20 protein-coding genes are annotated in these 26,627 nt (G+C 68.7%); 14 read left to right on the top strand and 6 right to left on the bottom strand.

Features of this window, described 5'->3' with window-relative positions; genetic code table 11:
- Window positions 1-127: 127 nt before the first annotated feature.
- The 4 genes from PPSIR1_RS02960 to PPSIR1_RS02945 all read left to right on the top strand — a co-directional run bounded on the left by PPSIR1_RS02960 (window position 128) and on the right by PPSIR1_RS02945 (window position 6,620).
- A complete protein-coding gene (locus PPSIR1_RS02960) occupies window positions 128-1,207 on the top strand; it encodes a hypothetical protein (protein WP_006969495.1) in 1,080 nt (359 codons plus the stop codon).
- 196 nt (window positions 1,208-1,403) lie between these two features.
- Window positions 1,404-3,020 carry a hybrid sensor histidine kinase/response regulator gene (locus PPSIR1_RS02955; protein WP_006969494.1) on the top strand — a complete coding sequence of 539 codons (1,617 nt, stop codon included), beginning with the start codon at window positions 1,404-1,406 and terminating at the stop codon, window positions 3,018-3,020.
- Window positions 3,021-3,070: 50 nt separating this feature from the next.
- Entirely contained in the window at window positions 3,071-5,152 is a 2,082-nt protein-coding gene (locus PPSIR1_RS02950) for a DUF1588 domain-containing protein (protein ID WP_006969493.1), read from the top strand.
- A gap of 7 nt (window positions 5,153-5,159) precedes the next feature.
- A complete protein-coding gene (locus tag PPSIR1_RS02945) occupies window positions 5,160-6,620 on the top strand; it encodes a DUF1552 domain-containing protein (RefSeq protein ID WP_006969492.1) in 1,461 nt (486 codons plus the stop codon).
- Between the two features lie 4 nt (window positions 6,621-6,624).
- Here PPSIR1_RS02945 and PPSIR1_RS02940 read toward each other — a convergent pair whose 3' ends face one another.
- Window positions 6,625-7,176 (bottom strand): hypothetical protein, encoded by a 552-nt coding sequence (locus tag PPSIR1_RS02940; RefSeq protein ID WP_006969491.1) that lies wholly within the window; start codon window positions 7,174-7,176, stop codon window positions 6,625-6,627.
- Window positions 7,177-7,225: 49 nt separating this feature from the next.
- Between PPSIR1_RS02940 and PPSIR1_RS47315 the strand changes: the two genes are divergently transcribed.
- From PPSIR1_RS47315 to PPSIR1_RS47305, 4 genes are all read left to right on the top strand, one after another.
- Window positions 7,226-7,789, top strand: coding sequence for a hypothetical protein (locus PPSIR1_RS47315; RefSeq protein ID WP_006969490.1), 564 nt, complete (start codon window positions 7,226-7,228; stop codon window positions 7,787-7,789).
- Between the two features lie 47 nt (window positions 7,790-7,836).
- Complete coding sequence (locus tag PPSIR1_RS47310; protein WP_006969489.1) at window positions 7,837-8,616, top strand: DUF4013 domain-containing protein; 780 nt, start codon at window positions 7,837-7,839, stop codon at window positions 8,614-8,616.
- Window positions 8,617-8,672: 56 nt separating this feature from the next.
- Entirely contained in the window at window positions 8,673-10,046 is a 1,374-nt protein-coding gene (locus tag PPSIR1_RS02925) for a hypothetical protein (RefSeq protein WP_157595145.1), read from the top strand.
- A gap of 122 nt (window positions 10,047-10,168) precedes the next feature.
- Window positions 10,169-11,773 (top strand): hypothetical protein, encoded by a 1,605-nt coding sequence (locus PPSIR1_RS47305; protein ID WP_157595144.1) that lies wholly within the window; start codon window positions 10,169-10,171, stop codon window positions 11,771-11,773.
- Here PPSIR1_RS47305 and PPSIR1_RS02915 read toward each other — a convergent pair.
- Window positions 11,770-12,915: a choice-of-anchor L domain-containing protein gene (locus tag PPSIR1_RS02915; protein WP_006969486.1), complete on the bottom strand. Its 1,146-nt coding sequence runs from the start codon at window positions 12,913-12,915 to the stop codon at window positions 11,770-11,772. The two genes, PPSIR1_RS47305 and PPSIR1_RS02915, sit on opposite strands and share 4 nt — an antisense overlap.
- Window positions 12,916-13,164: 249 nt before the next feature.
- On the opposite strand from PPSIR1_RS02915, the gene PPSIR1_RS02910 reads away from it, so the two are divergent.
- The 6 genes from PPSIR1_RS02910 (at window position 13,165) to PPSIR1_RS02885 (ending at window position 21,199) form a co-directional block, all read left to right on the top strand.
- Window positions 13,165-14,124, top strand: a complete 960-nt coding sequence (locus PPSIR1_RS02910) for an aldo/keto reductase (RefSeq protein ID WP_006969485.1) — start codon at window positions 13,165-13,167, stop codon at window positions 14,122-14,124.
- Between the two features lie 7 nt (window positions 14,125-14,131).
- Entirely contained in the window at window positions 14,132-15,886 is a 1,755-nt protein-coding gene (locus tag PPSIR1_RS02905; protein WP_006969484.1) for a B12-binding domain-containing radical SAM protein, read from the top strand.
- Window positions 15,887-15,917: 31 nt separating this feature from the next.
- Window positions 15,918-16,877, top strand: coding sequence for a phytanoyl-CoA dioxygenase family protein (locus PPSIR1_RS02900; RefSeq protein ID WP_006969483.1), 960 nt, complete (start codon window positions 15,918-15,920; stop codon window positions 16,875-16,877).
- A 244-nt stretch (window positions 16,878-17,121) separates the two neighbouring features.
- Complete coding sequence (locus tag PPSIR1_RS02895; RefSeq protein ID WP_006969482.1) at window positions 17,122-18,228, top strand: type IV pilus twitching motility protein PilT; 1,107 nt, start codon at window positions 17,122-17,124, stop codon at window positions 18,226-18,228.
- A gap of 30 nt (window positions 18,229-18,258) precedes the next feature.
- The gene (locus PPSIR1_RS02890) at window positions 18,259-19,464 is read left to right on the top strand and encodes a type II secretion system F family protein (protein WP_045115240.1); all 1,206 of its coding nucleotides are present in this window, start codon (window positions 18,259-18,261) and stop codon (window positions 19,462-19,464) included.
- Between the two features lie 34 nt (window positions 19,465-19,498).
- Window positions 19,499-21,199 (top strand): two-component system sensor histidine kinase NtrB, encoded by a 1,701-nt coding sequence (locus PPSIR1_RS02885; protein WP_006969480.1) that lies wholly within the window; start codon window positions 19,499-19,501, stop codon window positions 21,197-21,199.
- A 16-nt stretch (window positions 21,200-21,215) separates the two neighbouring features.
- Here PPSIR1_RS02885 and PPSIR1_RS02880 read toward each other — a convergent pair whose 3' ends face one another.
- From PPSIR1_RS02880 to PPSIR1_RS41665, 4 genes are all read right to left on the bottom strand, one after another.
- Window positions 21,216-22,718, bottom strand: coding sequence for an FG-GAP repeat domain-containing protein (locus PPSIR1_RS02880; RefSeq protein ID WP_006969479.1), 1,503 nt, complete (start codon window positions 22,716-22,718; stop codon window positions 21,216-21,218).
- Between the two features lie 194 nt (window positions 22,719-22,912).
- Window positions 22,913-24,670 carry a hypothetical protein gene (locus PPSIR1_RS02870; RefSeq protein WP_006969478.1) on the bottom strand — a complete coding sequence of 586 codons (1,758 nt, stop codon included), beginning with the start codon at window positions 24,668-24,670 and terminating at the stop codon, window positions 22,913-22,915.
- 125 nt (window positions 24,671-24,795) lie between these two features.
- A complete protein-coding gene (locus PPSIR1_RS02865; RefSeq protein ID WP_006969477.1) occupies window positions 24,796-25,983 on the bottom strand; it encodes an OmpA family protein in 1,188 nt (395 codons plus the stop codon).
- Window positions 25,983-26,447 (bottom strand): DUF4398 domain-containing protein, encoded by a 465-nt coding sequence (locus PPSIR1_RS41665; protein ID WP_006969476.1) that lies wholly within the window; start codon window positions 26,445-26,447, stop codon window positions 25,983-25,985. Before PPSIR1_RS41665 ends, PPSIR1_RS02865 begins: the two co-directional genes overlap by 1 nt.
- Between the last annotated feature and the right edge of the window lie 180 nt (window positions 26,448-26,627).

Raw genomic sequence — 26,627 nt, 5'->3', positions numbered from 1 at the left:
ACCTCGCCCTGCTCGCCGTGCTCGAGCACTCGAGGCCCAGCCGGCGCCCCGGAGCTCGGCTCGAGGCGGCCTGGGTAGATCCGAGAGTGCACCTTCCGGTCCTTGACGCCCGTTCCCCGCGCTCCCCGTGCTCGCCGAGGCCGCGGCCGCCCGGCGCCTGGCCCCGGCCCGCGACGCGGTCGTCGCTCGGCTGGCCGACCGCGAGCGCTCTGCGTCCGCGCGGGCCCTGCTCTCGGGCACCTTCCCCGAGCTGCTCGGGCGCCTCGGCGAGCTCGGCCACCAAGGCGGCGAGGGCTACCGCAGCCCCGCGCGCGTCCCCCGGAGCCTCGTCTCCCTCGACTCCCAGCGCGCCCCCGAGCCGATCCGCGCCCTGGTTGCGAGCCACCGCGCGGGGACCCGAGCGCAGCGCTTTGGCGCCCTCGCCCAGCTCGGCGCCGCGCCAGCGACCGTCGCCGCCACGGCCCTGCTCGGCAGCTGGGCCGGGCTCGCGGTGCTTCTCGGCGGCCTCTCGGTGCTCGCCGTGCAGCGCCGGCTCCGGGCGCGCTGCGTGGTCGCCATGCCCTTCGGCCCGACCCCCGCGTGGGTCCGCGAGATCGCCGACAGCCCCGACGCGCCCCTGCCCCTCGGCGATCGCTCGGCCCCGCTGAGCCCCGAGGCCCTCGAGCTCTACCTGTGCTGCGTCCGCGCCGAGCAGGCCCTCGCCCGCGCCGAGCTCGACGAGGCCTGGGCGCAGATCGAGTGGTGGTTCGTGCACCGGGACTACCGCAAGCCGCCCAAGCTCTCCCTCGAGCCCGTGGCCTCGGCCCTGCTCCGGGTCGCCGCGCTCAGCAACCACGCCGCCGACGCCCGCGCCCTCGCCGAGGTCCTGCGCGCCCAGCCGCGCCAGGCCAAGCCGCCCCGTCGGCTGACCCGACGCACGGTCCACGGCGACGCGCCCCGGGCCCTCGCCCTGTCGACGGCCATCGTCTACGCCCGCGTGGGCGCGTGGTCCGAGGCCGCCCGCGCCCTCGCCGAGGCCGAGGGCACCCGCGGCATCATCACCTCCGAGCGCGACGACGTCCTCCATGCCCTCGTCGCTCAGCGCGTGCGCGCGATGATGCCGAGCGTCGATCCGCGGCTGTGCGCCATCGCCCCGCGGACCATCGAGCGCGTGCGTCCGTGGCTCGTGCGCGTGTGGCCGCAGCTCGTCCCACGATCTGGCGACTGAGCGGGTGACCGCAGTCCCTCTCTCGGCCAGAGCGGCAACCAGCCCCGCTGGTGCGCGCGGACGCCCCAAACGCGCGGCTGCCGCAAGCTTCAAATCCAGCTCGGTCCGCCCAAAACATGCAGTTCGCTCGTAGCCCGCTCCACCCAGCTTTCAACACGCTCCACGGCGTCGAAAGGATCGCTACCGTAGATGGGTTGTGGACGGTCAGGATGGCAAGCTGAGCGCGGACGTGGGTGCGACCGTCCGCGGGCATCGCATCGTCTTGGTGGCCTGGATCCTCACCGCCGTCGCCCTCGTCGCGCTCGGCTCCCGGGGCGTGCCCGCCGGCATGCTCACCATCGTCCCCGTCGTCGCTACCTCGTGGTTTCTGGGCCTGCGCGCGTCGGCCTACGCCGGCCTCGCCTCCCTGCCCTTCACCGCGGCCATGCTCGCCCTCGGCGGCTACCCCCCGGCCGACTTCCTGTTCGAGCCGTCGACGGTCTTCGGTCACCTCGCCACGGCGGGCATCGGACTGCTGTTCGGCTACTCCAGCGACCTGCGGCGACGCCTCGTGCTCGAGACCCAACGCCGGGCCCAGAGCGAGCGCGCCGCGGTCCAGGCCGAGATGGAGGCCCAGCTGCTGCGCACCAATCGGCTCGCCACCGTGGGCACCCTGGCCGCGGGCGTCGCCCACGAGATCAACAACCCGCTGACCTTCGTGCTCGGCAACCTCGAGCTCGCCAGCGAGGACCTCGACGAGCTCACCCGCAGCGGGCCCAAGGACGCCAACGCCGAGGCCCTCGACGCCGTCGCCGGCTCCCTGCGCGAGGCCATCGAGGGCGCCGAGCGCATCAAGGACATCGTCTCGGAGCTCAAGCTCTTCGTCCGCCAGCCTCGCTCCCAGGACAGCCTCCAGGGCATGCGCCTGAGCCAGGTCCCCGTCGACCTCGCCGAGGTCCTGCGCTCGGCCCTCAAGCTCTCGCGCCACGAGCTCGCCGAGCACCTGACCCTCGAGTGCCGCCTCGACGAGGTCCCGCCGGTGCGCGGCGACGCGGGCAAGCTCGCCCAGGTCTTCGTCAACCTGATCGTCAACGCCGCCCAGGCCATGCCGCCCGAGCGCGGCCCCGGCAACATCACCCTCGAGCTCAGCGCCGAGGGCGATCAGGTGATCGCCAGCGTCATCGACGACGGCCCCGGCATGAGCGAGGCGCTGCGCGCCCAGGTGTTCGAGCCCTTCTTCACCACCAAGGACGTCGGCGTGGGCACGGGCCTGGGCCTGGCGGTGTGCGAGAGCATCACCCGCGAGCACGGCGGGCGCCTCGAGCTCGACACCCGAGAGGGCGAGGGCACGATCTTCCGGTTGGTCCTGCCCGCCGCAGACGACACCTCCCTGCCCTCGACCATGAGCCTCGCCCCGAGCGTCGAGGGCTCCCTGCGCGTGCTCGTCCTCGACGACGACGACGGCGTGCGTCGAACCCTGACCCGCCTGCTCGAGCCCGAGCACGAGATCCTCGCCCACGGCGATCCCCGGGCGGCCCTCGCCGTGCTCACCGACCCCGAGCGCGACTTCGATCTGGTGCTCTGCGACTTGATGATGCCGCAACTCACCGGTGATCAGGTGCACGCCGAGGTCGCCGGAGTTCGCCCCGAGCTGGCCGAGAAATTCTGGTTCGTCACCGGCGGCGCCCTCAACCACGCGACCGAGTCCTTCCTCCGGACCCACCGCCGCCGTCGCATCGACAAGCCCCTGACCCGCGACAGCCTGGCCGTCGCCCTGCGCTGGGCCGAGAGCCACCGCCAGCGCCTCGCCACCAACGCTCGGCTGTCAGCTTGAGCCATCGGAATTGCGGCCCTCCCAACCTCGCGGTGTGGTAGAGCCGATGAATGGCATCGACGACGCGGGCGCTAGCGAGCTGCCCCTCGTTCGTCGCCGCGGGGGTCCTGGTCGCGCTGTGCGGCTGCCCTGCCGGCGGCGGTGAGGGGGGCGGTGACGACGAGATCGGCCAGGACACCAGCTCCGAAGACGAGGACACCGGCGACGAGACCGAGGGCGGCGAGGACGAGGGCGAGGGCGAGCCCTCGGGCAACGCCCTCGACCAGGACCAGCTGTTCACCTGCGTCGACGCCCCGGCCATGTCGCCCGCCGACCTGCGGCTCATCGACCGCTACTCGTGGACGCGCAACGTCGGCAGCTGGCACGGCACCGACCTCGACCGCAACCCGCTCTACGCCCGCCCCGAGCACCGCTACTCGAGCTACGCCGAGGACGAGACCCTCGACCCCAGCGTGCTCTCCCTCTACCTCGACAGCGTCGCCGGCATCGGCCTGCCCTGGGCGCAGACGGCCAGCTGGCAAGAGAACGCGATCACCACCGTCACCGGCGACCCCGAGCTGCACTGCTTCATCGGCGACGCGGCCCCCAGCCCCGAGTGCACCCAGTACTACGTCGAGCGCCTGCTCGAGCGCGGGGCCCACTACCGCCCGCCCACGGACGAGCAGGTCGACCGCCTGGTCGAGTTCGCCCAGGCCGCCCTGGCCATGGAGGCCGACCCCGCGGCGCGGACCGAGACCATCGGCTCCATCGTGACCGCCTCCTACGTCACCGTCGACGCCCTGTTCCGCAGCGAGCTCGGCGACGGCCGGGACAACGCCGCGGGCGACCAGCTCGAGGTCGACGCGCACGGCCGGCTCCGCCTGAGCCCCCACGAGCTCGCCCAAGCCATGGCCTACGCCATCGCCAAGACCGCCCCCAACGCGCCCAGCGTCCGGCGCAAGCACATGTTCCAGTCCAAGGGCGACGTCGACGGCTACCTCGCCGGCTTCACCGACGCGGCCCTCGACGGCTCCCTGTCCGATCCCGCCGTCGTCGACGAGCTCGTCCGCGAGTACCTCGGCGGCGTCGACGAGCTGCGCCAGGACCTCTACCTCGAGCGCGCCGACGATCGCCACTGGGACAACCGCAGCGAGTACTGGATGGGCATGGGCGTGCGCGCCTTCTTCCGCGAGTGGCTCGACTACGGCGATCTCGCCGCCAAGCCGCCCAAGGTCGAGGTCGCCCACACCTCCGCCTACGAGGGCGTTGGTTCCGTCGAGAAGAGCTACCAAAACCAGGTCGACCCCTTCTACGGCTACGAGAACTCCTTCGTCGAGCACCTCGACGACATGATCGCGCGCATCCTCGAGTCCGACACCGCGATCTTCGAGCAGCTGCTGACCTCGCGCATGTTCTATACGCCCGCGACCGCCGGCTACCAGCAGGGCGAGTCGACCATCTGGCAGTCGACGGCGGACATGAACAAGGCCTACAACGTCGCCGGGGTCACCGAGGCCACCCGCGAGGCCCGGTGGATCGAGCTGCCCGCCAACGAGCGCGCCGGCGTGCTCACCCACCCCGCCTGGCTCGGGGCCCACGGCCTGTCCTTCGAGAACGACCCCAACCTGGTCCACCGCGGCAAGTGGATCCGCGAGGAGCTGCTGTGCCAGGACATCCCCGACCTCCCGCTCAACGTCGACGCGGCGCTGAGCGAGGAGTCCAAGGAGCTCTCGGCCCGCGAGCGCATCTCGACGCAGATCGACGCAGACCCCTACTGCTGGAGCTGCCACTCGCTCATGAACCCCCTGGGCTACCCCTTCGAGATCTACAACCACGCGGGCTTTTTGCGCGTCGACGACCACGGCTCGGCGCCCGACGGCTCCAGCGAGCTGACCGCCATGCCCTCCCCCGAGCTCGACGGGCCGGTGAGCTCCGCCATCGACTTCAACGAGCGCCTCGCCGCCTCCCCCTACGCCAAGCGCTGCTTCCTGCGCCAGGTGTTCCGCTACTTCGTCGGCCGCGAAGAGACCCTCGCCGACGCCTGCACCCTGGTCGCCATGGAGCAGGCCTACGTCGACAGCGAGGGCTCCTTCGCCGCCGTGCTCACCGCCCTCTTCACCAGCGACAGCTTCCAGCTGCGCGTCCAGGACTGAACCGACCATGAAGCGACGCGACTTCCTGACCACCTCGAGCCTGCTCGCGGGCACGGCGATCTTCACTGGCGCGACCCTGGGTAAGCGCGGCGGCCCCCGCCGCCAGCCCCACCTCGACGACTGCCCCAAGCGCTTCGTCATCTTCCTCGAGGGCAACGGGACCCGGCCCAAGTGCATGCGCGACCCCGAGACCCTCGCGACCTTGGAGGGCATCGCCGGGACCCCCGTCGAGTCCAACCGCGACTACGCCCACGAGGACCCCGTGCTCGTGCCCGCGGCCCCGCTGAGCGAGGCCATCGCCCTGAGCGCGCTCGCGGGCGACCAGGACGCGGTCTCCCTCGTCGACCGGGCGGCGCTGGTCCTCGGCCTGTCCGCGACCAACCTCGGCGGCGGACACTCCACGGACCACGGGGCCCTGAGCGCGAGCAAGTCCTCGGGCGGCCCCACGGGCCCGACCATCGAGAGCGTGCTCAGCCAGATCCCCGGGGTCCGCGGCGCGACCCCCTTCGACGCCGTGCGCGTGGGCACCGGGGCCGGGACCTCGCCGCTCAACTACTCGAGCTGCGCGTTCGCGGCCGGCAAGCCCGCGCCCGTGCTGCTCGAGCCCTCGGCCTCGTTCAGCACCCTGTTCGGCTCGGTCTCCGCCGGCCAGGCCGCGGCCGACTTCCAGGCCCGCAAGCAGCTCCTGGCCTTCGCCCTCGAGGACGTGCAGGCCGAGCTCGCCGCGGGCGTGCCGTCTTCGCGCGGGCGCGTGAAGCTCGAGACCTACGAGACCTCCGTGCTCGAGCAGATCGCCCGGGATGAGCAGCTCGAGGCCATGCAGGACGCCCTGAGCGCGGCCAAGCCGGCCGAGCCCGGCGAGCTCGACCCCGACCCCTACAGCTCCGACTCGCCCCTGGCCAAGCTCGGCATGCAGGTCGACATCGCCATCGCCTCGCTGCTCGCGGGGCTGACCAACGTCGTCGTCGTGACCATGGGCGCGGGCGCCTACTATTGGAGCCAGGAGTACCCCTCGCTCGTCGACCTCTACCCCGGCGGCCAGATGCTCGCCGGCCACGACCTGCGCCACGGCGAGGGCGAGGCCTACTACCAGGTGCTCTACGCGCTCAGCAACCGCTACGTCGGCGAGATGTGCCGGGTCGCGCGGGCCCTCGAGGCCGTCCCCGAAGAGGGCGGCACCATGCTCGACAACACCCTGCTGCTCTACCTCAGCGACACCGGCGAGAAGCACCACTCCAACGCCGAGGAGTTCGCCATGCTCCTGCTCGGGGGCAACAACATGGGCTTTCAAACCGACGGGCGCAGCGTCAGCTACCCCAAGGCCGGCCACGCCAACAACCGCCAGCTGTCCAACCTCTACAACACCATGTTGCACGCCGCGGGCCAGCCCACCGACGACTTCGGCCACGCCAACCCGGCCTCGCGCGTGGCCGAGGGGCCCCTGAGCGAGCTGTGGCTCGCGCCCTAGTCAGCTAGCCCTCCTTCGCCCGGCGCTCCGCGATGCGCTCGACGCAGTCGCGGGTGAGCGTGAAGCTCCCAGACAGCGGACCCCCGGAGATGGCCATGACCCCCGCGACGCCGTCGAGCTGGCTGCGGAAGACACACGGCAGCCCGAGCACGTCCATGCGGTACTCCGCCCGGGTCGAGCACGGCTCGACGTGGCCCGCGTAGGGTCCGAGGGGTCGGGCGAAGCCCAGGCGCGGCGACCAGTACTGCTGCCCCTCCACCGTCAGGCTTGAGCCGTCCTCACCCAGGTGCATCCGCTCCTCGCTGCGAAACAGGGTCACCCCGGCCTTGGTCATCACCGTCAAGTGCCCGACCGTCGGGGCGTCGTCGTCGTAGTCGACCCGGGTCCACAGCCGCGCGTCGCCGAGCACGGCCTGGCTGACCAACATCCCACGCAGGCGCCACTTGTTGGCCGCGGGCAGCTCAACCGAGCCCAGGTCGCGCGCCTCGAAGTGCACCCGCCAGGTCCACTCGCCCCGGTTTCGATGGAAGTAGCGGCGGTGAGCGGGGCGGTCCATACCCCGAGTCTAGACCCGGAGGTTGGGCTGGGGCACAGTACGGGGAGACATGGCCAACCCCATCGCCGAGAGCACCGCGCAGTTCCTGGCCACGCTCGACGCCGCCGAGCGCGAGCACGCCGAGCACGTCATGCTGCGCGACTCCGTCCGCCCCGAGGGGGTGGCCATGGATCTCGCCGACGAGATCAACCTCGCCAAGGCGATCAAGACCGTCGCCGGCGCGGACGGGCTGAGCCGCGAGGAGCTCACCGGCCTCAAGTTCCTGCTGATCATCTCGGGCCTGCCGCCCTCGGCCCAGCGCCACGTCCTCGACTACGACGCCTCGACATCCCGTGTCGACGACGTCGCGGCGCTGTTCCCCCCCGCCAGCCGCAAGGCCTGCTACGTGCTCTCGGGTACGACCACCGTCGCCGCCCTCGACGGCCTGTCCGAGGACGAGCGGACCACCTGCCTCGAGCTCGGCGCCAGCCTCGGCCTGTCCCCCGCCCTCGTCGAGCTGCTCATCGCCGAGGCCCGCGCCACCGGCCTGGCCATGCACGAGGGCAACCAGGCCATCGTCAACGAGCTCCTGCGCATGCGCGAAGCGCTGTACGATTTCGCGTTCGAGAAATAAGTCGAGCCCGACCTCAGTCTCGGGTTCGCTCGCCCTCACGAGACACCATGTCGGTCAATCCCTACGCCGCCCCGAGCCCCCCGCCCACCTCCGACGACGCCGCGGCCCCGCCCGAGCAGTTCACCGGCCGCCTGAGCGCCTGGGAGGCCATGCGCTTCGGCGTCGGCGAGGTCGGCATGGTCAACCTGCTGATCGCCCTGGTCCTGATGATGATCCCCATCGTCGGCCCCATCGCGCTCATGGGCTGGCTGTCCGACATCCACCGCCGCCTGGCCCGGCGCGAGTCTCCCGCGGTCGAGCGCATCGGCTTTGACGACCCCATGGAGCCCCTGCGCGCGGGCCTGGTGCCCTTCGTCGCGCAGATGGTCGCGAGCATGGTCATCAGCCTGCCCGCCACGGCCCTGACCCTGGCCGTCGTGTTCCCCTTGGCGGCCCTCGACGACCCCGGGGCCGCCGTGCTGATCGTCTTTGGCCTGGCGTTCACCCTGCTCATGGTCGTCGCCTTCATCTTCGGCGCGCTGATCATGAACCCGGTGATGATCATCGCCGAGCTCACCGGCAGCTTCTCAAAGACCTTCGACCTCGACCTGGTGTGGCGCATGGGCAAGGCGACCTGGCTCCCGGCCCTGCTCGCGTCCCTGGTGTTCATGGCCCTGGCGATGGTGCTGATGATGCTGGGCGTGGTCGCCTTCTTCGTCGGCATCTACATCGCGGCCATGATGCTGCAGTTCGCCAGCGCCCACCTGCGCTGGCAGATCTACGAGCTGTGGCTCGCCCAGGGCGGCGAGGCCCTGGACATCGAGCCGGGTAAGGGCGCCTCGCTCTGAGCCCTCCTGACAGCCGCTGACTTCTGACATCGACCGCGCGGGTGTACACTCGCGCGGTGCCGGAGCAGACTCCCGAGCAAGAGCGCTGGGCAGAGGTCTATGAGCGCTTTGATCCGCTCCAGCCAGCCGACAACCCCGGCTGGCGCGTCGAGCGGAAGTACAGCCCCGCGAACGCGATCGTGCGAGAGCTGAATCGGCCGATGGGCGGGCACAAGCGCTTCATGATCCTGGGAGGGATCGGCAGCGGCAAGTCCACGGAGCTGCTCGCCATCGCCGCGCAGCGGAGCAAGCAGGGTCCGGTCGTGTTCATCGACCTGGTCAACCACTTCGAGAAACGAGTCGGCGATGCCGCCGCGCTCGATCGCATCCAGCCATGGGAAGTGGTCCTCCTCGTCGGGCTTGGCATCTACAAAGCGGCACAAGCCCACTTCGGCCACAGCTGGGAGCGACGCGAGACGAAGTCGCTCGAGAAGGCGGCCAAGGCCTTCATCGACGAGGAGGACAGCCCGACCTTCGACCTCGCCAAGCTCGCGTCGACGGTCGCCGTGCTCGCTGGCGGGGCCATCGGTGGGGTTGTCGCTGGACCCGCCGGAGCCTTCGCAGGCGCGAGCCTCGCAGCTGTTGGTGAGACGGGCAAGTCGATCCAGTGGCGCTTTCCGCTCGGCATTCCAGGCCGGGCTCTGCGCAGCGATCAAGATCAGCGAGTTCAGCAACTACTCGGCGCCGTCAACGGGCTCATCGGCACGCTCCAGAGCGAGTACGAGACCAAGCTCAGCGTGTTCATCGACGGCCTCGACCGCATCAAGGACCGCGCCCGCACCAAGGCCTTGTTCGTCGAGTCCTCCCTGCTCGGCAGCCTCGAGTGCGACGTCGTGTCCACGGGCCCCATCGCGCTCCACTGGGGCTCGCTACGCAAGCACGTCCGCAAGTTCACGACCAAGACCCTCGCCAACGCGCCGGTCATCGATCGTACGACACCTGAGAGCTGGGAGCCCGGAGGCCCAGGCATCGATCTATGCATCGAGGTGTTCCGCCGGCGCACAGCCGACCTCGATCCCGGCGGGGCCCTCATCCCCGAACCCGCGCTGCGCAAGCTCGCATACTACTCGGGCGGTCGCATCCGCGAGTTTGTCCGGTTGATCCGTGAGCTCTCCGGGCCCGCGTGGGACGACAGCCTGAGCAGCGCGACCGATGCGATCGTCGATCAAGCCATCGACAGCCTCCGCGCCGAGACCGAGGCCGGGTTGACCCGCGGCCACATCGGGATCTTGCGAGCGCTCATCGAAGAACCAGGCGAGCTCCCAGACGACGAGCTCGTCTCGGAGATGCTCGACGTGTGCCTGATCCTCCCTTACCCCAACGAGAGCGAATGGTTCTTCCCCCACCCTCTGCTCCTGAAGGTCAAGCTCGCGGACGCGATCGCTGGCTGAAGGATATCCGTCGCTGGCTGCACCTCGGGCACGACGGGGTACTGATCGCCGTCCGAGACGCGAAGCTGTGGGGCCTTCGCTCGCTGGCGCGGACGCTCTCCGAGGTCGATCCAGACCGGCGCTTGCTGCTCGACGCGCAGGAGCTCACCACGCTCGAGCCCGGCGCGCTCGCCCTGCTCATCGTCCGCGCCGAGGATCTCGACTGGCTGAACCTGAACCGACCAATCTTTGCCCAGCAGAAGCTACGCGTCGTCCTTTGGGTCGAAGAAGCACTTGGTATCCCCTTCAAATTCCAGAGCCCCGACCTGCACGACTGGGTATCGCACTTCGTCCCCTGCCCCGACGGCGTACCTGACTTCGCGTTAGAGGGGCTTCGGGTCGGGTCGACTTGGTGGCCCGGCGTCGCATGGACTGGCCCTGGGCTAGACCTTGCTCTCACAACCCTTGAAACACAAGCGCAAGTACTCGACCCTGCGCAGAACTACGACAGCCTCGTTCAGCACCTCAAACAAGACGTCCAGGGTACGATCCGCTGGATAAACATAGACTCAGTACGTGCTCTATGGCGTGTCCGTTGGGCAGTTGCAGAGGCCAGGCACCGAGGCCTTGGTGTTCTCGACAACGCAACACTATATACGCCGGGGTGGTTTCCTGTCACTGCCCAACAAGGTCCTCTGCACACCGCTCTCGTACTCACCCGGGGGGACATCGACAGGGCCATCGACGCGGAGTTCGAACGTGCAGCGCTCGCATCCCCGGACTCGACTGTGCTCAGCCACCAGCACCTTCCTCGCGTCGGCCTGTTGCGAGAGCCCGGTCCACATACTCGGAAGTTCCACCACTCCCCAATTATTTGGAACTGGCGAAAGTCTCTCATGCGGAGGATGACGAAAGAACGAGGCACTCTTTGGTCATGGCCAGAACTAGCTCTCTTCGCGTCCCTAGCACGAGATCGAGTCATCTGGCCCTTCAAAAATCTTCAGACGGCAATCTATTTCAACAATGAGCACGGCCTGCGGACCATCGCACCCGACAATTATCCCGACGTGCTTGGTGTTGCCGCTGCATATCTTGGCGACACGGAGCTGGTTGACCGTTGGGGTTTCCCTGATGCTCAGGGTGACTTGACTCCCGAATCGATCATCAGTCATCTTTTCGGCTCCCAAGATGAAGACTACTGGCAGGGCGTTACAATCGAACATGTAATAGAGACCGGAAGCAACTTTGGATGGCACACGCCATACATAATTCGCGCGGCCTCCCGAGCAGTCCTCAACGCACCAGATGTAGCCTGGGACAACAACAGTCCAGCCTGGAAGATTGTCAGTCGGGCCGAACTCGACCTTGGACGTGACCACTCAAACGTGGTCCAACTACACTCGATTGCGGCGAGTGCCATGGCGCTAACCCACAGTTCATTCGAAGCACGCACTCACTATCTTTACTTGACATCAACCGCCTTGGGAGAAACACATAACCACCTTCAACATGAACTCGCAGCCATCGATCTTCTATGTAGTCTTTTCGGATCCGCAGCGGAAATTTTCCAACGCTCCCCTGTCGAGCGAGAATCCCCTGAGTTCCACCTCTACATCGCCGCCCTCCGAGCCGCTGGCGAGCACGCCAAAGTCAAAGAAGTCCTCGGCGACGACGCCGAGGACTTCCCCATCGAAGACCCGCAGGACCTCGCCCGCGAGTACCTCATCGAGCGCCTGCGCGCCCGTTAGCCAACCACCGTGCCGGGCGTCCCGCCCAGGCAGGTCCACCGGAAGTTGTCCAACAACACCGCCGAATCCACGATGTTGTCCTGGATGTCGAAGATCGCAAAGATCACCTCGATGGTCTCCCCAGAGGTCACGCCCACGTTGGTCTCGAGCCACTTCGTCGCGCCGCGGCCCTCGAGCCCGGTGCCCTGGAGCTCGGGCGCGTCGCAGGGCAGCGGGCAGTCGATGAAGTTCGGCGCGTCCTTGTAGTCGAGGAAGCCGGCGTTGAGGGACAGGGGCTTGCCCTGCTCGTCGAAGGTGATGTTGCCGGTCCAGTTCTCGGACTGCAGCCAGGCGACGTACATGTCGTTGTAGTCCCAGCCGTAGAAGTCCGGGTACTCGAAGGACATGAACGCGACGTTGTAGGCCATGCCGCTGACGGCGATGGGGACCTCGATGCTAAAGCGCATCTCGGCGTAGTCGAAGGCGCCGGAGGTGCCCTCGAACTGGGCCTGGATGGTGTTCGAGCAGTCGCCCATGCCGATCAGGGCGGGGTTCATCTCGCAGTCCTCGGTGTCCGAGACGTTGTCCGAGCTCATCGGCGCGGGCAGGTTGCCCGGGTCGTTGCCTGGCAGCGAGGTGTCGCCGTCGCCGTTGCCCGGGGCGACGACGTCGAAGGCGTCGCCGGTCGAGAGGATCACCATCTTCTCGCCCTCGAGCACGGGGTAGGTCGGCGGGTCGTAGGTGCCCAGCTGCCCCTCCTGGACCATGAGCGCGAGGTAGTGGCCGTTGTAGTCGATGTCGGCCTGGAACTCGCCGGGGCAGTTGAGGCCGAGGGCGCGCCAGGCCTCCTGCTCCTCGTTGGGGTAGTCGAGGTGGTCGCAGGGGACGTGGTCCGGGACGACGCAGATGTCCGGCGAGTCGGGCATGGTCGCGACGTCGAACTTGGGATCGGGGATCGGGCCCTCGTCGTCGCCCTCGGTGGTCGACTCGCCCTCGCCCGAGGTCGACTCGCCGTCCTCGGTGGTGTCGTCCATGGACTCGGTGGTGGCCTCGTCGCCCGAGGTCGACTCGGGGATGCCCTCGCCGCCCACGTCCGTGTCTCGACCGCTGCCGTCGTCGGAGCACGCCGCGGTGCCGAGGGAGGTCGCGGCCAACAGGCCCATCAACAGGGGAGCCCCGAAGGAACCCAGGGGGGTGCGAAGGTCAGCAAGAGTAAGGCGCATGGGCTCGGCGATCGTCACGTGATCCGCGGGTCAAATTCAAGCGCTCAGGCAACTTTCTCTCGCGCCAGACCCGCATCGTGCCCGCGGAGTGAAGCGCTCCGGCGCGCGCCTTGGACCCAGGCGCGGTGACGACCAGGCTACACTCCAGCTCCCTTCCCTCGCCCCACCGGGCGACGGGCTCCGACGGCCATGAAGTACCGCACCCTCCCCGGCACGGATCTCCAGCTCTCCGCCATCGGCATGGGCTGCTGGGCGATCGGCGGCAAGTGGTGGGGCAAGGTCGACGATCGCCAGTCCCTCGCGGCGATCCACGCCGCCCTCGACCACGGCATCAACTGGTTCGACACCGCGCCCCTGTACGGCCACGGCCACGCGGACGAGCTCCTGGTCGAGGCCCTGGGCAACCGGCGCCACGACGTGATCATCGCAACCAAGGTCGGTGTGCGCTGGCGTGGGCTCGAGGGGCACGCTTACAGCGATCTGACCCCGGACCACATCATCGAGGACTGCGAGGCCAGCTTGCGCCGTCTTCGCCTCGACACCATCCCCCTGCTCCAGGTCCACTGGCCGTGCGAGCGCGACACCCCCCTCGAGGCGACCCTCGAGGCGCTCATGGCCCTGCGCGATGGCGGGAAGATCCGCCACTTCGGGCTGTGCAACTACGGCAGCCAGCCCCTGCTCCAGGCCCTCGCCTACGCCCCCGAGCTGGCCAGCTTGCAGACGCCCTACTCGATGCTGCGCCGGGAATTCGAGTACGCGCTGCGCCAGGTCACCGCCCCGGACGAGGTCCCGCGGCTGGGCGTGCTGGTCTACGAGACCCTGTGTCGGGGGCTGCTGACCGGCAAATTCCCCAGCCTGCCCCGCTTCCCCGAGTCCGACCTGCGCCACCGCGACGACCGCTTCCGCGAGCCAGGCTTCTCCCGCTCCAAGCCCCTCGTCGACGCCCTGCGCGTGGTCGGCAACAAGCTCAACGTGCCCCCAGCCGCCCTGGCCGCCGCGTGGGCCCTGCGCCAGCCCGGGGTCAGCGTGGCCATCGTCGGCGCCAAGCGACCCGAGCAGATCGCGGACAACGTCCAGGCTCTGGACGTATTGTTCCGCGAGAAGGTGTGGAAGGCCCTCGCGCCCCACATCGCCCGCGTGCGGCTATAGTCAGGCCGTGTCCCCGCCCCTGCGCATCGCCCTGATCGGGCACTCGAGCGTCGACGAGGACTTCACCTACGCCTTCGGCCTGTACCGCATCCAGGCCTACCTGCTGAGCCTCGAGGGCGTGCGCGAAGCCGGGCATCGCGTCGAGATCCTCGATCGCAAGGTCACCTCGGACGAAGCCGAAGATCTCGAGCTCGTGCTGGCGACCCAGGCCGACATCGTCGGGCTCTCGGCCTACCTGTGGAACCTGCCCCGGGTCGTCCGCCTGGTCAGCGCGCTCCGAGCCCGGCGCCCCGAGCTGCTCATCGTCGTCGGGGGGCCCAGCTCCAAGGGCTACGAGGACCTCGCCGTCGACGACAGCCGCCCGGACTTTTTGGTCGTCGGCCCGGGCGAGCAGACCTTCGCCAACATCGTCGAGCGCTTCGCCGCCGGGACCCTCGACGCGCACATCCCCGAGCTGGGCAACCTGCTCAGCTACCGCGGCGTCGAGCCCGGGGAGCCGCCAACCACGCACACGCCCACGACCCGGCCCAAGTCCCTCGACTTCCTGCCCTCGCCCTACCTCATGGGTCTGGTCGAGGTCGACACCAAGACCCTCTACGTCGAGACCGACCGGGGCTGCCCCTACTCGTGCGCCTTTTGTGTCGAGAGCACGGCCCCCAACAAGGTCGCCGAGTTCTCCATGGACCGGGTCGAGGCCGAGCTGCGCTGGGCCCTCGCGCGAGACTTCGAGCACATCGAGATGTGCAGCGCGATCTTCAACCGCGACACGGCGTGGATGGAGCAGTTCATCGAGCTCGTCGAGCGCCTCGACCCCGACAAGACCCTGAGCTTCTCGGCGGCGCTCTACAGCACCTACATCAACGAGCGCCAGGCCGCCCTGCTCGCCCGCTTGAACCTGCGCTCGGCCCTGTTTGGGCTCAACTCGGTCAACAGCGAGACCTTCAAGTCGGTGCGCCGGGTCGTCCGCCTCGAGCGCTTCAAGCAGCGCATGGAGCTGCTCAAGGAGGTCCTGCGCCCGGAGGTCTCGCTGATCATGGGCCTGCCCGGGGACACGCCCGCGGGCTTCGCCAAGACCCTGGACTACGTCGCGACCTTGGACGTCAACGTGATGGTGTTCCGGTTCATGGTCCTGCCGGCGACCATCTACTACGAGCAGCGCGAGCGCTACCAGCTCGAGATCGACTTCGCCAACGACAACCGCATCCTGAGCACGCACAGCTACTCCGCCGAGGACTTCGCCCAGATGGAGGCCATCGCCGAGGCCGCGGGCTACGTGCAGGTCAACCCGGGGCAGTGGTCCAAGCGCCGGGACGAGGGCTTCGTCGCCCCCAAGATGGACCAGCGGACCTGGAACTTCCTGTACCTGAGCCTGCGCGAGATCGGCCTCGACAGCCTCGCGCTCCCGGCCAGCTGGCGCTTCGACAAGGTCGTGCTCGAGCTGCGCTCCCACGTCCAGCTAGTGTTCCTCGACAACGACAACGACAGCGACAGCCCAGGCGCCGAGCGCCCCTCGGGCCTCGACGTGTTCGTGTCGATCCGCGACGACGACAGCCCGCGCTTTTCCCACTCGCGCTACTTCAACGTCGCCTACCGCGAGCACGAGCGCCGCAGCGCAGACGAAGACGCCAGCGCCAAGGCGCGGCGCTCCGAGGGCTACCGGCCCCTGCTCGAGCAGATCACCGCGGCCCTCGCCGCCGCCGAGCGCAGCGTCTTGACCCGGCGCAAGCGCGGCGGGGCAGGAAGCGCCAAAGCTTCGCCTTGACCTCGGCGAGGTCCGGGCGACAATCCAAGCCATGACCGTGACCGCGCCGAGCCCGATCACGCCCCGGGAGCAGCTCTCCTTGCCCTACCGCTTCGAGTTCGCCGCCGACGAGCACGGGGCCATCCTCGACTGCTTCCGCGAGCACGGCTTTGCGCTCATCCGCCAGATGGCCCCGCCCGAGGTCGTCGCCGACCTGCGCGACGCCGTGTGGGAGGTGCTCGGCGCCGACGATCCGCCGGCCCACGGCCACAACCGCACCTCCCCGGAGTTCGTCGAGCACAGCCCCAAGGCCATCCGCCTGCTCGACGCGAGCGCCTACGTCGAGCTCAACCGGACCCTGTTCGGCACCGACGCCCTGACCATCCACCGCTCCTTCGCCGTGCTCAAGAACGCCGGCTCGCCCCCGGTGGGCTGGCACCGCGACTACCACCACACCGTCTACGACGCGCCGAGCGAGCCCGACGAGTTCCTCGACGCGGGCGACCACGGCTTCCGGGCGCTGTGGTACCTCGACGGCTCCTACCCCGACAACGGCGGCCTGTGGCTGATCCCCGACTCGCACCGGGACGACTGGGCGGGCCTCGAGGGCTTCGTCTTCACCGAGGGGCGCAAGTCCTTCCACCGCGTCGGCGAGCCCGTGGGCGACTACGAGGGCTTCGACGACCCCCAGATGCTGCCCCTCTACGTCGACCCCGGCGATCTGGTGCTCTACGACCTCAAGACCTACCACGCGGCCGCGGCCCAGACCCACAGCCTGCGCCGGGCCTGCGCCCTCATCCTGCGCCCGAGCGAGCCGGCCATCGCCGTGCCGTGGGCGCAGACCGAGACCACCCGCCGCTTCCTCGAGCGGACCCCGGAGCGCTTCGCCTCCTTCCTGCGCAACTACGTGGGCATCGACTACGGGTGGGAGATCGACGCCGCGGGCGAGCGCATCGCTCCTGGGCCCGGCCCGGCGGGCGGCCAGCGGGGCACCCCGCTGCGCGGCAGCTGACGAGCGCGAGCGGAGAAGCGCGAGCGGGCGGGGTGGGCGACCCAGGGCGACCCACATGGTCATCTGCTCCCGTATGTCCCGGCTCGCCAGCCAGCGCCCAGCGATTTCGCGCCCACGCACCCACCTCGGACCCCGTCCGCGCCAAGGCGAGCTTGGGGACGACCAGCCGGGGAGGTCGCGTGATTGTGGCGATTTTGCCTGAGCCTCTGTACCCTGGTTCCCGTCCGCGCCGCGACGGAACTCCATGGCTCAAGTCAATCTGCACCAGCTTCTCAAGGCCATGCTCGAGCAGGGAGCGACCGACCTGCACGTCACGATGAACTCGCCGCCGATGCTGCGCCTCGACGGCCGCCTCGTCCCGCTGCGCACGCCCCCGTTCAGCGCCGACGACTCCCGCACGCTCTGCTACTCCATCCTCTCGGACAAGCAAAAGCACCGCTTCGAGGAGAGCCTCGAGCTCGACCTCTCGTTTGGTGTCAAGGGTCTGGCCCGCTTCCGCGCCAACCTCTACATGCAAAAGGGCGCCGTCGCGGGCGCGTTCCGGTTGATCCCCTACGAGATTCGGACCTTCGAGACCCTCGGCCTGCCCGAGATCGTCCGCGAGCTCGCCCGCAAGCCCCGCGGGCTCGTGCTGGTCACCGGGCCCACGGGCTCGGGCAAGAGCACGACCCTCGCGGCCATGCTCGACATGATCAACAAGACGCGGCGCGAGCACATCATCACCCTCGAAGACCCGATCGAGTACATCCACAACCACCAAAAGTGCCTCGTCAACCAGCGCGAGATCGGGGCCGACTCGGACAGCTTCTCCAACGCGCTCAAGTCGATCCTGCGTCAGGACCCCGACGTCGTGCTGATCGGCGAGATGCGGGATCCCGAGACCATCTCGGCGGCGCTGACCGTGGCCGAGACGGGCCACCTGACCTTCGGCACGCTGCACACCAACAGCGCGCTGCAGACCATCAACCGCATCATCGACGTGTTCCCGCCGCACCAGCAGAGCCAGATCCGCGCCCAGCTGAGCTTCGTGCTCGAGGGCGTGCTGTGTCAGGCCCTGCTGCCCAAAAAGGGCGGCGGTCGAGCCCTCTCCCTCGAGGTCATGGTGCCCACCCCGGCCATCCGCAACCTCATGCGCGAGGACAAGGTCCACCAGATCTACTCGCAGATGCAGGTCGGCCAGGGCGAGCACGGCATGCAGACCTTCAACCAGTCCCTCGCCGAGCTGGTGCTCAACGGCACCATCGAGCGGGACATCGCGCTCAAGCGCTCCAGCCAGCCCCAAGAGCTCATCTCGATGCTCAAGTCGGGCAAGGGGCTGTCTCAAGTCCAACGCAAGAAGCGCGACTACTAGCGGCCTCCAGGACCACCAAGGACCACCAACATGGCAGCATACATCTGGGAAGCGACGACCCGAGGCGGCGAGCACCGCTCGGGCACCATGGAAGCCGACAACGAGGCCGCCGTCCGCGACCGCCTCACGGCTCAGGGCCTGGTCGTCAACAACGTCAAGAAGAAGCCCATGGAGCTCCGGCTGCCGACCATCGGCTCCGGGGTGGCGCTCAAGGACCTGGTCGTGTTCACGCGGACCTTCTCGACCATGGTCGACGCGGGCCTGCCCCTGGTCCAGTGCCTCGACATGCTCAGCTCCCAGGCGGAGAACCCCCGCTTCGGCGAGATGCTGGGCAAGATCAAGGCCGAGGTCGAGACCGGCAAGTCCCTGTCGGAGGCCATGGGCCTGTACCCCAAGGTCTTCGACGACCTGTTCCGCAACCTGGTCGCCGCCGGCGAGGCCGGCGGTATCCTCGACCTCATCTTCCGGCGCATGGCGACTTACCTCGAGAAGTCGGCCAAGCTGCGCCGCCAGGTCAAGGGCGCGCTGGTCTACCCCGTGGCCATCATCGTGGTCGGCCTGCTCGTCATGGTCATCATGATGACCTTCGTGCTCCCGACCTTCGAGGACATGTTCAAGGATCTGGGCGCCGGCTCCCTGCCCGGCCCGACCCGGATCGTGCTGGCCATCAGCCACTTCATCACGGGCCACTTCCTGCTCCTGACCATCGTCGGCATCGCCCTCGGCGTGGGCTTCTCGGCGGCCATCAAGACGCCCCAAGGCCTGCTGATCTTCGACACGATCAAGCTCAAGCTGCCCGTGATCGGCAACGTGGTCCGCAAGGGCTCGGTCGCCCGCTTCACCCGGACCCTGGGCACCCTGCTCGCCTCGGGCGTGCCCATCCTCGACGCCATGGACATCGTGGCCAAGACCTCGGGCAACGTCGTGATCCAAAACGGCATCCTCTACGCCCGCGAGAAGGTCGCCGAGGGCAAGGACATCGCCTCGCCCCTGCTCGAGACCGGCATCTTCCCGCCCATGGTCGTGCAGATGATCGGCGTCGGTGAGCAGACCGGCGCGATGGACGACATGCTCCAGAAGATCGCCGACTTCTACGAAGAAGAGGTCGACGCGGCCGTCGCGGCCATGAGCGCCATGCTCGAGCCGCTGATCCTCGTGTTCCTCGGCGTCGGCGTCGGCGGCATGCTGATCGCCATGTACCTGCCCATCTTCGACGTCGCCGGCGGCATCAAGTAGGGGCTCTCCCCACCCCAACGCGAGGGCTGCAGCCATGGCCGAGACGGAGCAGCCCCCCTCGCTCGGCGGAGACCTCAGCGTCGACATGCTGCGGCCCGCAGGGGTGCGCACGCGCCTGCCCGACCCCAACGTCGAGGCGCACCGACGGCGCATCAGCTACTTCATGCTGCTGCGCTTGTTGCTGCTGGCGGCCTTCTTGCTGTTCACGGTGACGACGGTGTGGTTCGACGCCGAGCACGACATCGCCGTCCGCGACACGGTCATCTGGGTCATCATCGGCGGCGGCTTTTTGTTGACCATCACCTCGGGCTGGATGCTGCGTCAGCGCGAGGGGGTCCCGCTGCGCCGCAAGCAGCTCGACCGCATCGCGGCCCTCCAGAGCGCCGCCGACGTCGTCTTCGTCTCGACCGCGGTGTGGCTGACCGGGGGCGTGCTCTCGGGGCTCGTGTTCCTGTTCCCGATCGCCGTGCTGGGCGCGGCGATGATGGGCGACCGCCGCCAGATCTGGCTGACCGCCGCGACCTGCGGCGCCTTCTTCGGCCTCGTCAGCCTGGCCCAGTTCCTCGACTGGATCCACCTGGGCCTCGGCGCGGGCGAGGCCGTCACGCCCCAGACCCTGCTCATCGCCCTCCTGCGCGCGACCGGGGCCATCGGCGCCATCGCCCTGCTGTCCTCCCGGCTCAACACCCAGCTGCTCGTGTCCGAGTCCCACGTCGAGGGCCTGCTGACCCTCAACGAGAACATCGTGCGCTCTTTGACCTCGGGGCTGCTGACCGTGGACCACACCGGCCGGGTGCTGTTCATCAACCCCACGGGCCGCGAGCTGCTGCTGCGCAACGACGTCCTCGCCGGCCTCGACTGCGAGGAGGTCCTCCCGGGCCTGGCCAAGCACCTCGCCGACTCCGGCGTCCACGACCACCGCTTCGAGCTCAGCCACGAGCGCCCCGACGGCCGGACCATCAACATCGGCCTCAGCTGCAGCCCCCTGCTCGACGAGGAGGGCAGCTTCCTGGGCCACGTCGTGAACTTCCGCGACGTCACCGAGCTGCGCGAGATGGAGCGGGTCCTGCGTCGAAGCGAGCGCCTCGCCGCCCTCGGGGGCCTGGCCGCGTCCGTCGCCCACGAGGTCCGCAACCCCCTCGCCGCGATCTCCGGCTGCGCCGAGCTCCTCGACACCCTCGACGCCAACGACGAGGACCGCCGGCTGATCCGGGTGATCCGCCGCGAGTCCGTGCGCCTCAACGAGATCGTCACCGAGCTCCTCGACTACACCCGCCCGCGCAAGCTCGAGCGAGCCCCCGTGGACCTGTGCCAGGCCCTGCGCGAGCTCGCCGAGGCCTTCGAGGCCGACCCCCAAAACGCCGCCATCGACCTGGCCCTCGAGCTGCCCCCGACCCCCGTCCACGCCGAGCTCGACAGCTCGCAGATCACCCAGGTGCTGTGGAACCTGGTCCGCAACGGCGCCCAGGCCATGGCCCACGAGGGCCGGCTCGAGCTCGGCGTCGTCGCCAGCCTCGAGTTCGTCCACATCCACGTCCGCGACCAGGGCCGGGGCATCCCCGACAAGGACCTCGAGCACATCTTCGAGCCCTTCTTCTCCACCAAGGACGGCGGCTCGGGCATCGGCCTGGCCCTGGTTCAGCGCATCGTCGAGGACCACGGGGGGGACATCGAGGTCTACTCCAGGGTCGGCGAGGGGACGCGCTTCATGGTCAACCTGCCGAAGTTGGGGTGAGATCCCCCCGGGCAGCTCACTCGCACTCCCCCAAGTAGACCCGCCAATAGCTCTCCCCGAGCTCGGTCTGACTGTCACAGTCACCGGTCACGACGAGATCGACGAGGCCGTCCCCGTCCAGGTCCCTCACCCCATAGATGTAGGGGTCGCAGGTGGACCCCGCGATCGATCCCGCGTGGACTACGGCTGGCGTCGACCAGATGGTCGGGGGGTTGGCGAAGCCGGATCCCGTGTTGTCGTAGACCCACCACTCTCCGTCGCCGAGGGGGCTTTGGGTGTCGCAGTCGCCGGTGACCACGAGCTCAAGCTCTCCGTCGCCGTCGATGTCGAGGACCGCGTCGGTGTAGGGATCGCAGTAGCCGCTGTTCAACGCTCCCACGTCCGCGGGGGTCGACCAGGCCGAGGCCAACGGCGCGAAGCCGCTGCCCGTATTTTTGTAGCTCCACCACTCGCCCTCACCGAGCGGGGCAGGCTCATCGCAGTCGCTGACCGCCACGAGGTCGAGCAGGCCGTCGCCGTCGAGGTCCATGAGCGTGTCGGCGTAGGGGTCGCAGTAGCCGATGTTGAGCGCTCCGACGTTCGGGGGGGTGGGCCAGCTCATGGGGCTCGGAGCGAAGCCAGTGCCAGTGTTTTCGTAGATCCACCACTCCCCCTCGCCGAGGGCTTCGGGGCCGCCACAGTCGGTCACGGCGACGAGTTCGGGCAGCTCGTCGCCGTTCATGTCCATGACCATGTCGGCGTAGGGATCGCAATAGCCGAGGTTGAGCGCCCCAGCGCTCGTGGGGGTCGTCCAGATCGTGGGGGTCGGCGCGAAGCCCTCGCCGGTGTTCTCCCACACCAGCCACTGACCCGCCCCCATCATTGTCCCGTTCACGCAATCGTCCACAGCGGCGAGGTCGAGCAGACCGTCTCCGTTGAGGTCGAGGAGCACGTCGGCGTAGGGGGTGCAGTAGCCGACGTTTGGCGTGCCCGTGCTCGGGGGCGTCGCCCAGATCGTCGGGATCGGTGCGAAGCCGTCGCCGGTGTTCTCGTAGACCCACCATTGGCCCTCTCCCAGCGAGGTCTGGTCATCGCAGTTGTCGGTCGCCACGAGCTCGATCGAGCCATCTCCGTCGAGATCTAGGGTCATGTAGCTGTAGGGAGCGCACAGTCCACTGCCGAAGGAGGCCGGTTTGACCGAAGGGGGGATGTCCCAGATCACGGGCAGGGCAGCAAAGCCCGTCGCAGTACAGGCGGGCTCGCCGGTGCTCTCATCGCCCTCGCTGCTCCCATCCTCGCTCGTGCTCCCGTCGCCGCTCGTGCTCCCGTCGCCGCTCGTGCTCCCGTCGCCGCTCGTGCTCCCGTCGCCGCTCGTGCTCCCGTCGCCGCTCGTGCTCCCGTCGCCGCTCGTGCTCCCGTCGCCGCTCGTGCTCCCGTCGCCGCTCGTGCTCCCGTCGCCGCTCGTGCTCCCCGTGTCGCCAAGTTCGTCGGCGCCGTCGCCATCTGCTTCGGTGCAAGCGACTCCCAGAGCGATCAACATGAGCCAGGGAGCTACTCTATGGGGAACGAGGGGTACCGGCTTGGTGTTCATGCTCGGAGTCTACAAGAGACCTCTCCCCTCGGCCGCCCTAGCGAGCTCTAGAGACCCCCTAGCAAAGCGGGGCAATTGACTCGGCGGGAATGAAGTCGCCCTCACCCCCGCCGAACAGCCCCAAAGGGGCGACTCCAGGATCCCTAGAAGGTGATCGCCGGGCCCAGGTTGATGTCGAACAGCAAGCTCGACGAGTTGGGGAAGTAGCCCCCGACGTGCAGCTCGCCGAACAGGGCGAAGTTCTTGTGCAGCTGGTAGTTGAAGCCGACCAGCGCGCCGAGGAAGCCGGGGCCGATGCGCACGACGTCGATGCGGTTGGCCGCGCCGTCGGCCCCCTGCGCGACCTGGAGCGCGAGCACGTTGTCGCCCTCGGTCGGGCCCTGGTCGCAGGCCGAGTTGTAGGGCCACACGGGGAAGCAGCCCTGCCCGTTGAGGTCGGTGTCCTGGCCGATCTCGACGTCGTCCGGGATGCTGTTGCCGTTGCGGTCGTTGGCGAAGCCCATGTCCACGCGCAGGCGCGCGTTGCCGTAGCCCGCGAAGGCGCCGACGTAGGGGCGCAGCTTCCACTGCTCCTTGCCCAGGAAGTACTGGAACTTGGCCCCGACCGTCCACGAGAACGCGATCTTTTGCTGCACGCCGCTCGGGGTCGCCGAGCGGATGTCCTCGTTGAAGGAGGTCGCCACGTCCTTGTTGGGATCGTCGCGGAACACCTGGGCGCCGGTCACGACCTGCAGCCGGGAGAACACGCCCAGAGAGATCCGCTCGCCCAGGCGGAAGGAGAACTCCGGGGCGATGTGGAAGGGCGCGGGGGCCAGGCCCGTGGACACGGGGTGGCGCTCGGAGCAGGCGTTGACGTTGTAGGCGTTCTTCATCGCCTCGGTCTGGCCGGCGGGGCCGAACTGCATGAACGCCGCCTCGAGCTCGTCCGCGCCGACCTCGCTGACGTCGCGGTTGCCGGCGACCCAGCGGGCGATGGCGCAGCCGGCCTCGGCCGCGCCGTAGGCCTGGGAGCCGCGGGGGAAGAACTGGCGGTAGGTGTTCTCGGCCGAGCCGCTGGCGATGCCAAAGCCCGTGCCGAGGCCGACCTTGATCCAGCCCTTGGGCAGCAAGGTCGTGGGCTTGGGCGGCTCCTCGATCACCTCCTCGACCACCTCCTCCTCGGGCTCGCAGCTTTGCTCGAACACCTGGGGCTGTTCTTGGAGGCCGAGGTTGGCGACGGGGTTTTGGGCCGCGTCGAAGCCGTAGATGAAGAACTCGATGTTGGCGTCGCCGTGCTCGGCCGCCGGGATGTCGACCTCGGCGACGTTCGAGAAGGCCGGCATGTCCGCGCCGGTGAACTCGCCCTCGTCGCCTTGCTTGCGCCAATAAAGCGCCGCCGCGCCGCCGTCGGGCACGCTCAGCAGCACCTCGAAGTGCAGGTCAGCCCCGCACGCGGGCTCCGGGTCGCGCAGGGTGATCGGCTGCGGCGCCGACATCCCCGAGTTCGCCCGCGCCTCTTGCATGTAGGCCGCGAGCTCGTCGGAGCGCATCTCCACGGGCACGACGACGTAGTAGTTGAGGATGACCGCGCCCTTGAGGTCCGCGATGATCCGGTCCTTGGCGGCGTCGCCCTCGGCGGAGAAGGTCAGCGCGGCGCGCAGCATGTACAGCGACGCGAGCACCGGGTCGTCCCCGCGCTCGGCGTTGATCGCCGCGGTGATGGCGTTGTTGATGGTGGACAGCGCCGCGTCGTACTCGAGGTTGTTGAACTGCTCGAGCGCCTGGGCGTAGGCGGTCTTCATGTCGTCGCGAGGACCGGCCCACGCCTGCGAGGGCGCGAGGCTGATCAGCGTCGCTAGAGCGCCCGCCGACAGGAGGCCGGCGGTGCGGAACCGAGCCTTTTGAACGATCAGAGAAAGCATGGGGAAACGTTGCGCTCCTCTCGGAGCTGGAGCTCCGCGGATTCCCCGCTCTTCCTCTTGGGGGGGCAATGGAGGGGGGAAGGTGATGCAGACCGGGCGCCGACCGAAGCGGGCGCCCGGGCGGGTCACTTCTGGTTGTTGCACTCGGGGTTGTCGGTCCGGAGAATTTCCACGCGGCGGTTGTTCTCGCGGCCTTCCTTCGTGCGGTTGGTGTCGACGGGGACGTCCTCACCGTAACCCTTGAAGGTGATCCGGGACCCATCGATGCCCTTGTCGACCAGGTACTCGCGCACGCTCTTGACGCGGTTCTCGGACAGCCGCTGGTTGCTCCGGCTCGAGCCCTTGCTGTCGGTGTGGCCGCCGATCTCGATGGTGATGTCCGGGTTGGTGTTGAGCACCGTGTAGACGTCGTCGAGCAGCTTGGAGTTCGAGTCGGCGAACTTGCGGCTCTTGAGGTCGTACTTGCCCGAGTCGAACATGATCTTGCCGTCGAGCTTGATGGCGCAGGGATCGACCTTGACGGCCAGGTCCGGGCAGCCGTCCTCGTCCTCTTCGCCGTCGATGTCCTCGGGGTCGAGGGGGCACTGGTCGTCGACGTCGAGGATGCCGTCCTTGTCGTTGTCGAGCTCGGGGCAGCCGTCCTCGTCCTCGAACTGATCGATGTCCTCGGGGTCGATCGGGCACTTGTCGTCGACGTCGAGGATGCCGTCCTGATCGTTGTCCGGATCCGGGCAGCCGTCCTCGTCCTCGAACTCGTCGATGTCCTCGGGGTCGTTGCGGCAGTCGACGCCGTCTTTTTGGTCGTTGTTGGTCCAGACGCCGTTCTCGAACTCGGCGGCGTCGAGGACACCGTCCTTGTCGTTGTCGCGGTCCGGGCAGCCGTCCTCGTCCTCGAAGGCGTCGAAGTCCTCGGCCTCGTCGGGGCAGCTGTCGACGTCGTCGTCGTAGCCGTCACCGTCGCGGTCGCCGGCCTTGGGCTCGGCGGCGGCGACGACCTGGCCGGGCGCGTGGCAGCGCACCGGGTCGGTCTTGAGCTCGGCGATCTCGGTGTACTTGGCCGCGAGCTGGACGTGCTCCTTGCCGCGGTAGTACTCGCCCATGCGCAGGGCTTCCTCGGCGAACTTGACGTTGGCCTCGGCGAGCGCCGTCTCCTTGGGCGCGCAGCCGATGGTCTTGGAGCCGTCGGCGATCGCGTCTTGCAGGCGGGTCTGGGTGCCGAGGACGTCGCCCTCGAGCTTTTGACCGGCGCACGAGGGCAGGAGCAGGAGCAGCGCCAGCGAGGGCACCGCCAGGTTGGCAAAGCGCTCGCGCATCACTTGTCTCCTCCGACCTTGAGGCTGCCGCCGACGGAGCCCTCGGCTTTACCGTCTCCGGCGTCGCCTTCGGCCTTGGCGTCCTTCTCGGCCTTGGTGTCGGCCTCGTCGGTGGCCTCGTCCAAGGTCTCGGCCTTGTTGCCTTCGGAGTCGATCATGTCCGTGGGCGCGGCGACGTCTTCGTCACGGACGACGGAGCCGCCCTTCTTGACGCGCTGGGCCTTGACCTTGGCCTCGTTGGCGAGGTCCTTGGCGCGTTGACCGAAGTCGAACGAGCGCTCGTACTCGCTGTAGCCCATGAGCACTTTCGCCTGCTCGAGATAAGCGACCGCTCCCCAGTATTCGTAGGGGGCGTACTCCTCGGCTCCGGCCGCTTCGGCTTCGGCGACGGCGCGGGTCGCATCCGTCGCCACCTTCTTGAGGTATCCAAAGGGGCCGCAACCCGCGCAAGCGACGACGGCCACGAGCGCGATGAGTCGGGAACTGAGTCGGGCAGTGGAACGGGGCACCGATGACTCCTTCGTGCCGGGTTGCTTGGCTCAATCACCGCGCAACCTGGCGAATTCGGCGGCGAAGATACCAGGGCCGCGCGCGCAGGGTCAACAACTCGGCGCAGCTGGCAACATGCGGATGTGTGACGAGAT

This window comes from Plesiocystis pacifica SIR-1 (assembly GCF_000170895.1).
Classification (GTDB): domain Bacteria; phylum Myxococcota_A; class Polyangia; order Nannocystales; family Nannocystaceae; genus Plesiocystis; species Plesiocystis pacifica.
Note: the sequence above shows the minus strand (reverse complement) of the source record. Positions and strands in the feature narration are given on the sequence as shown.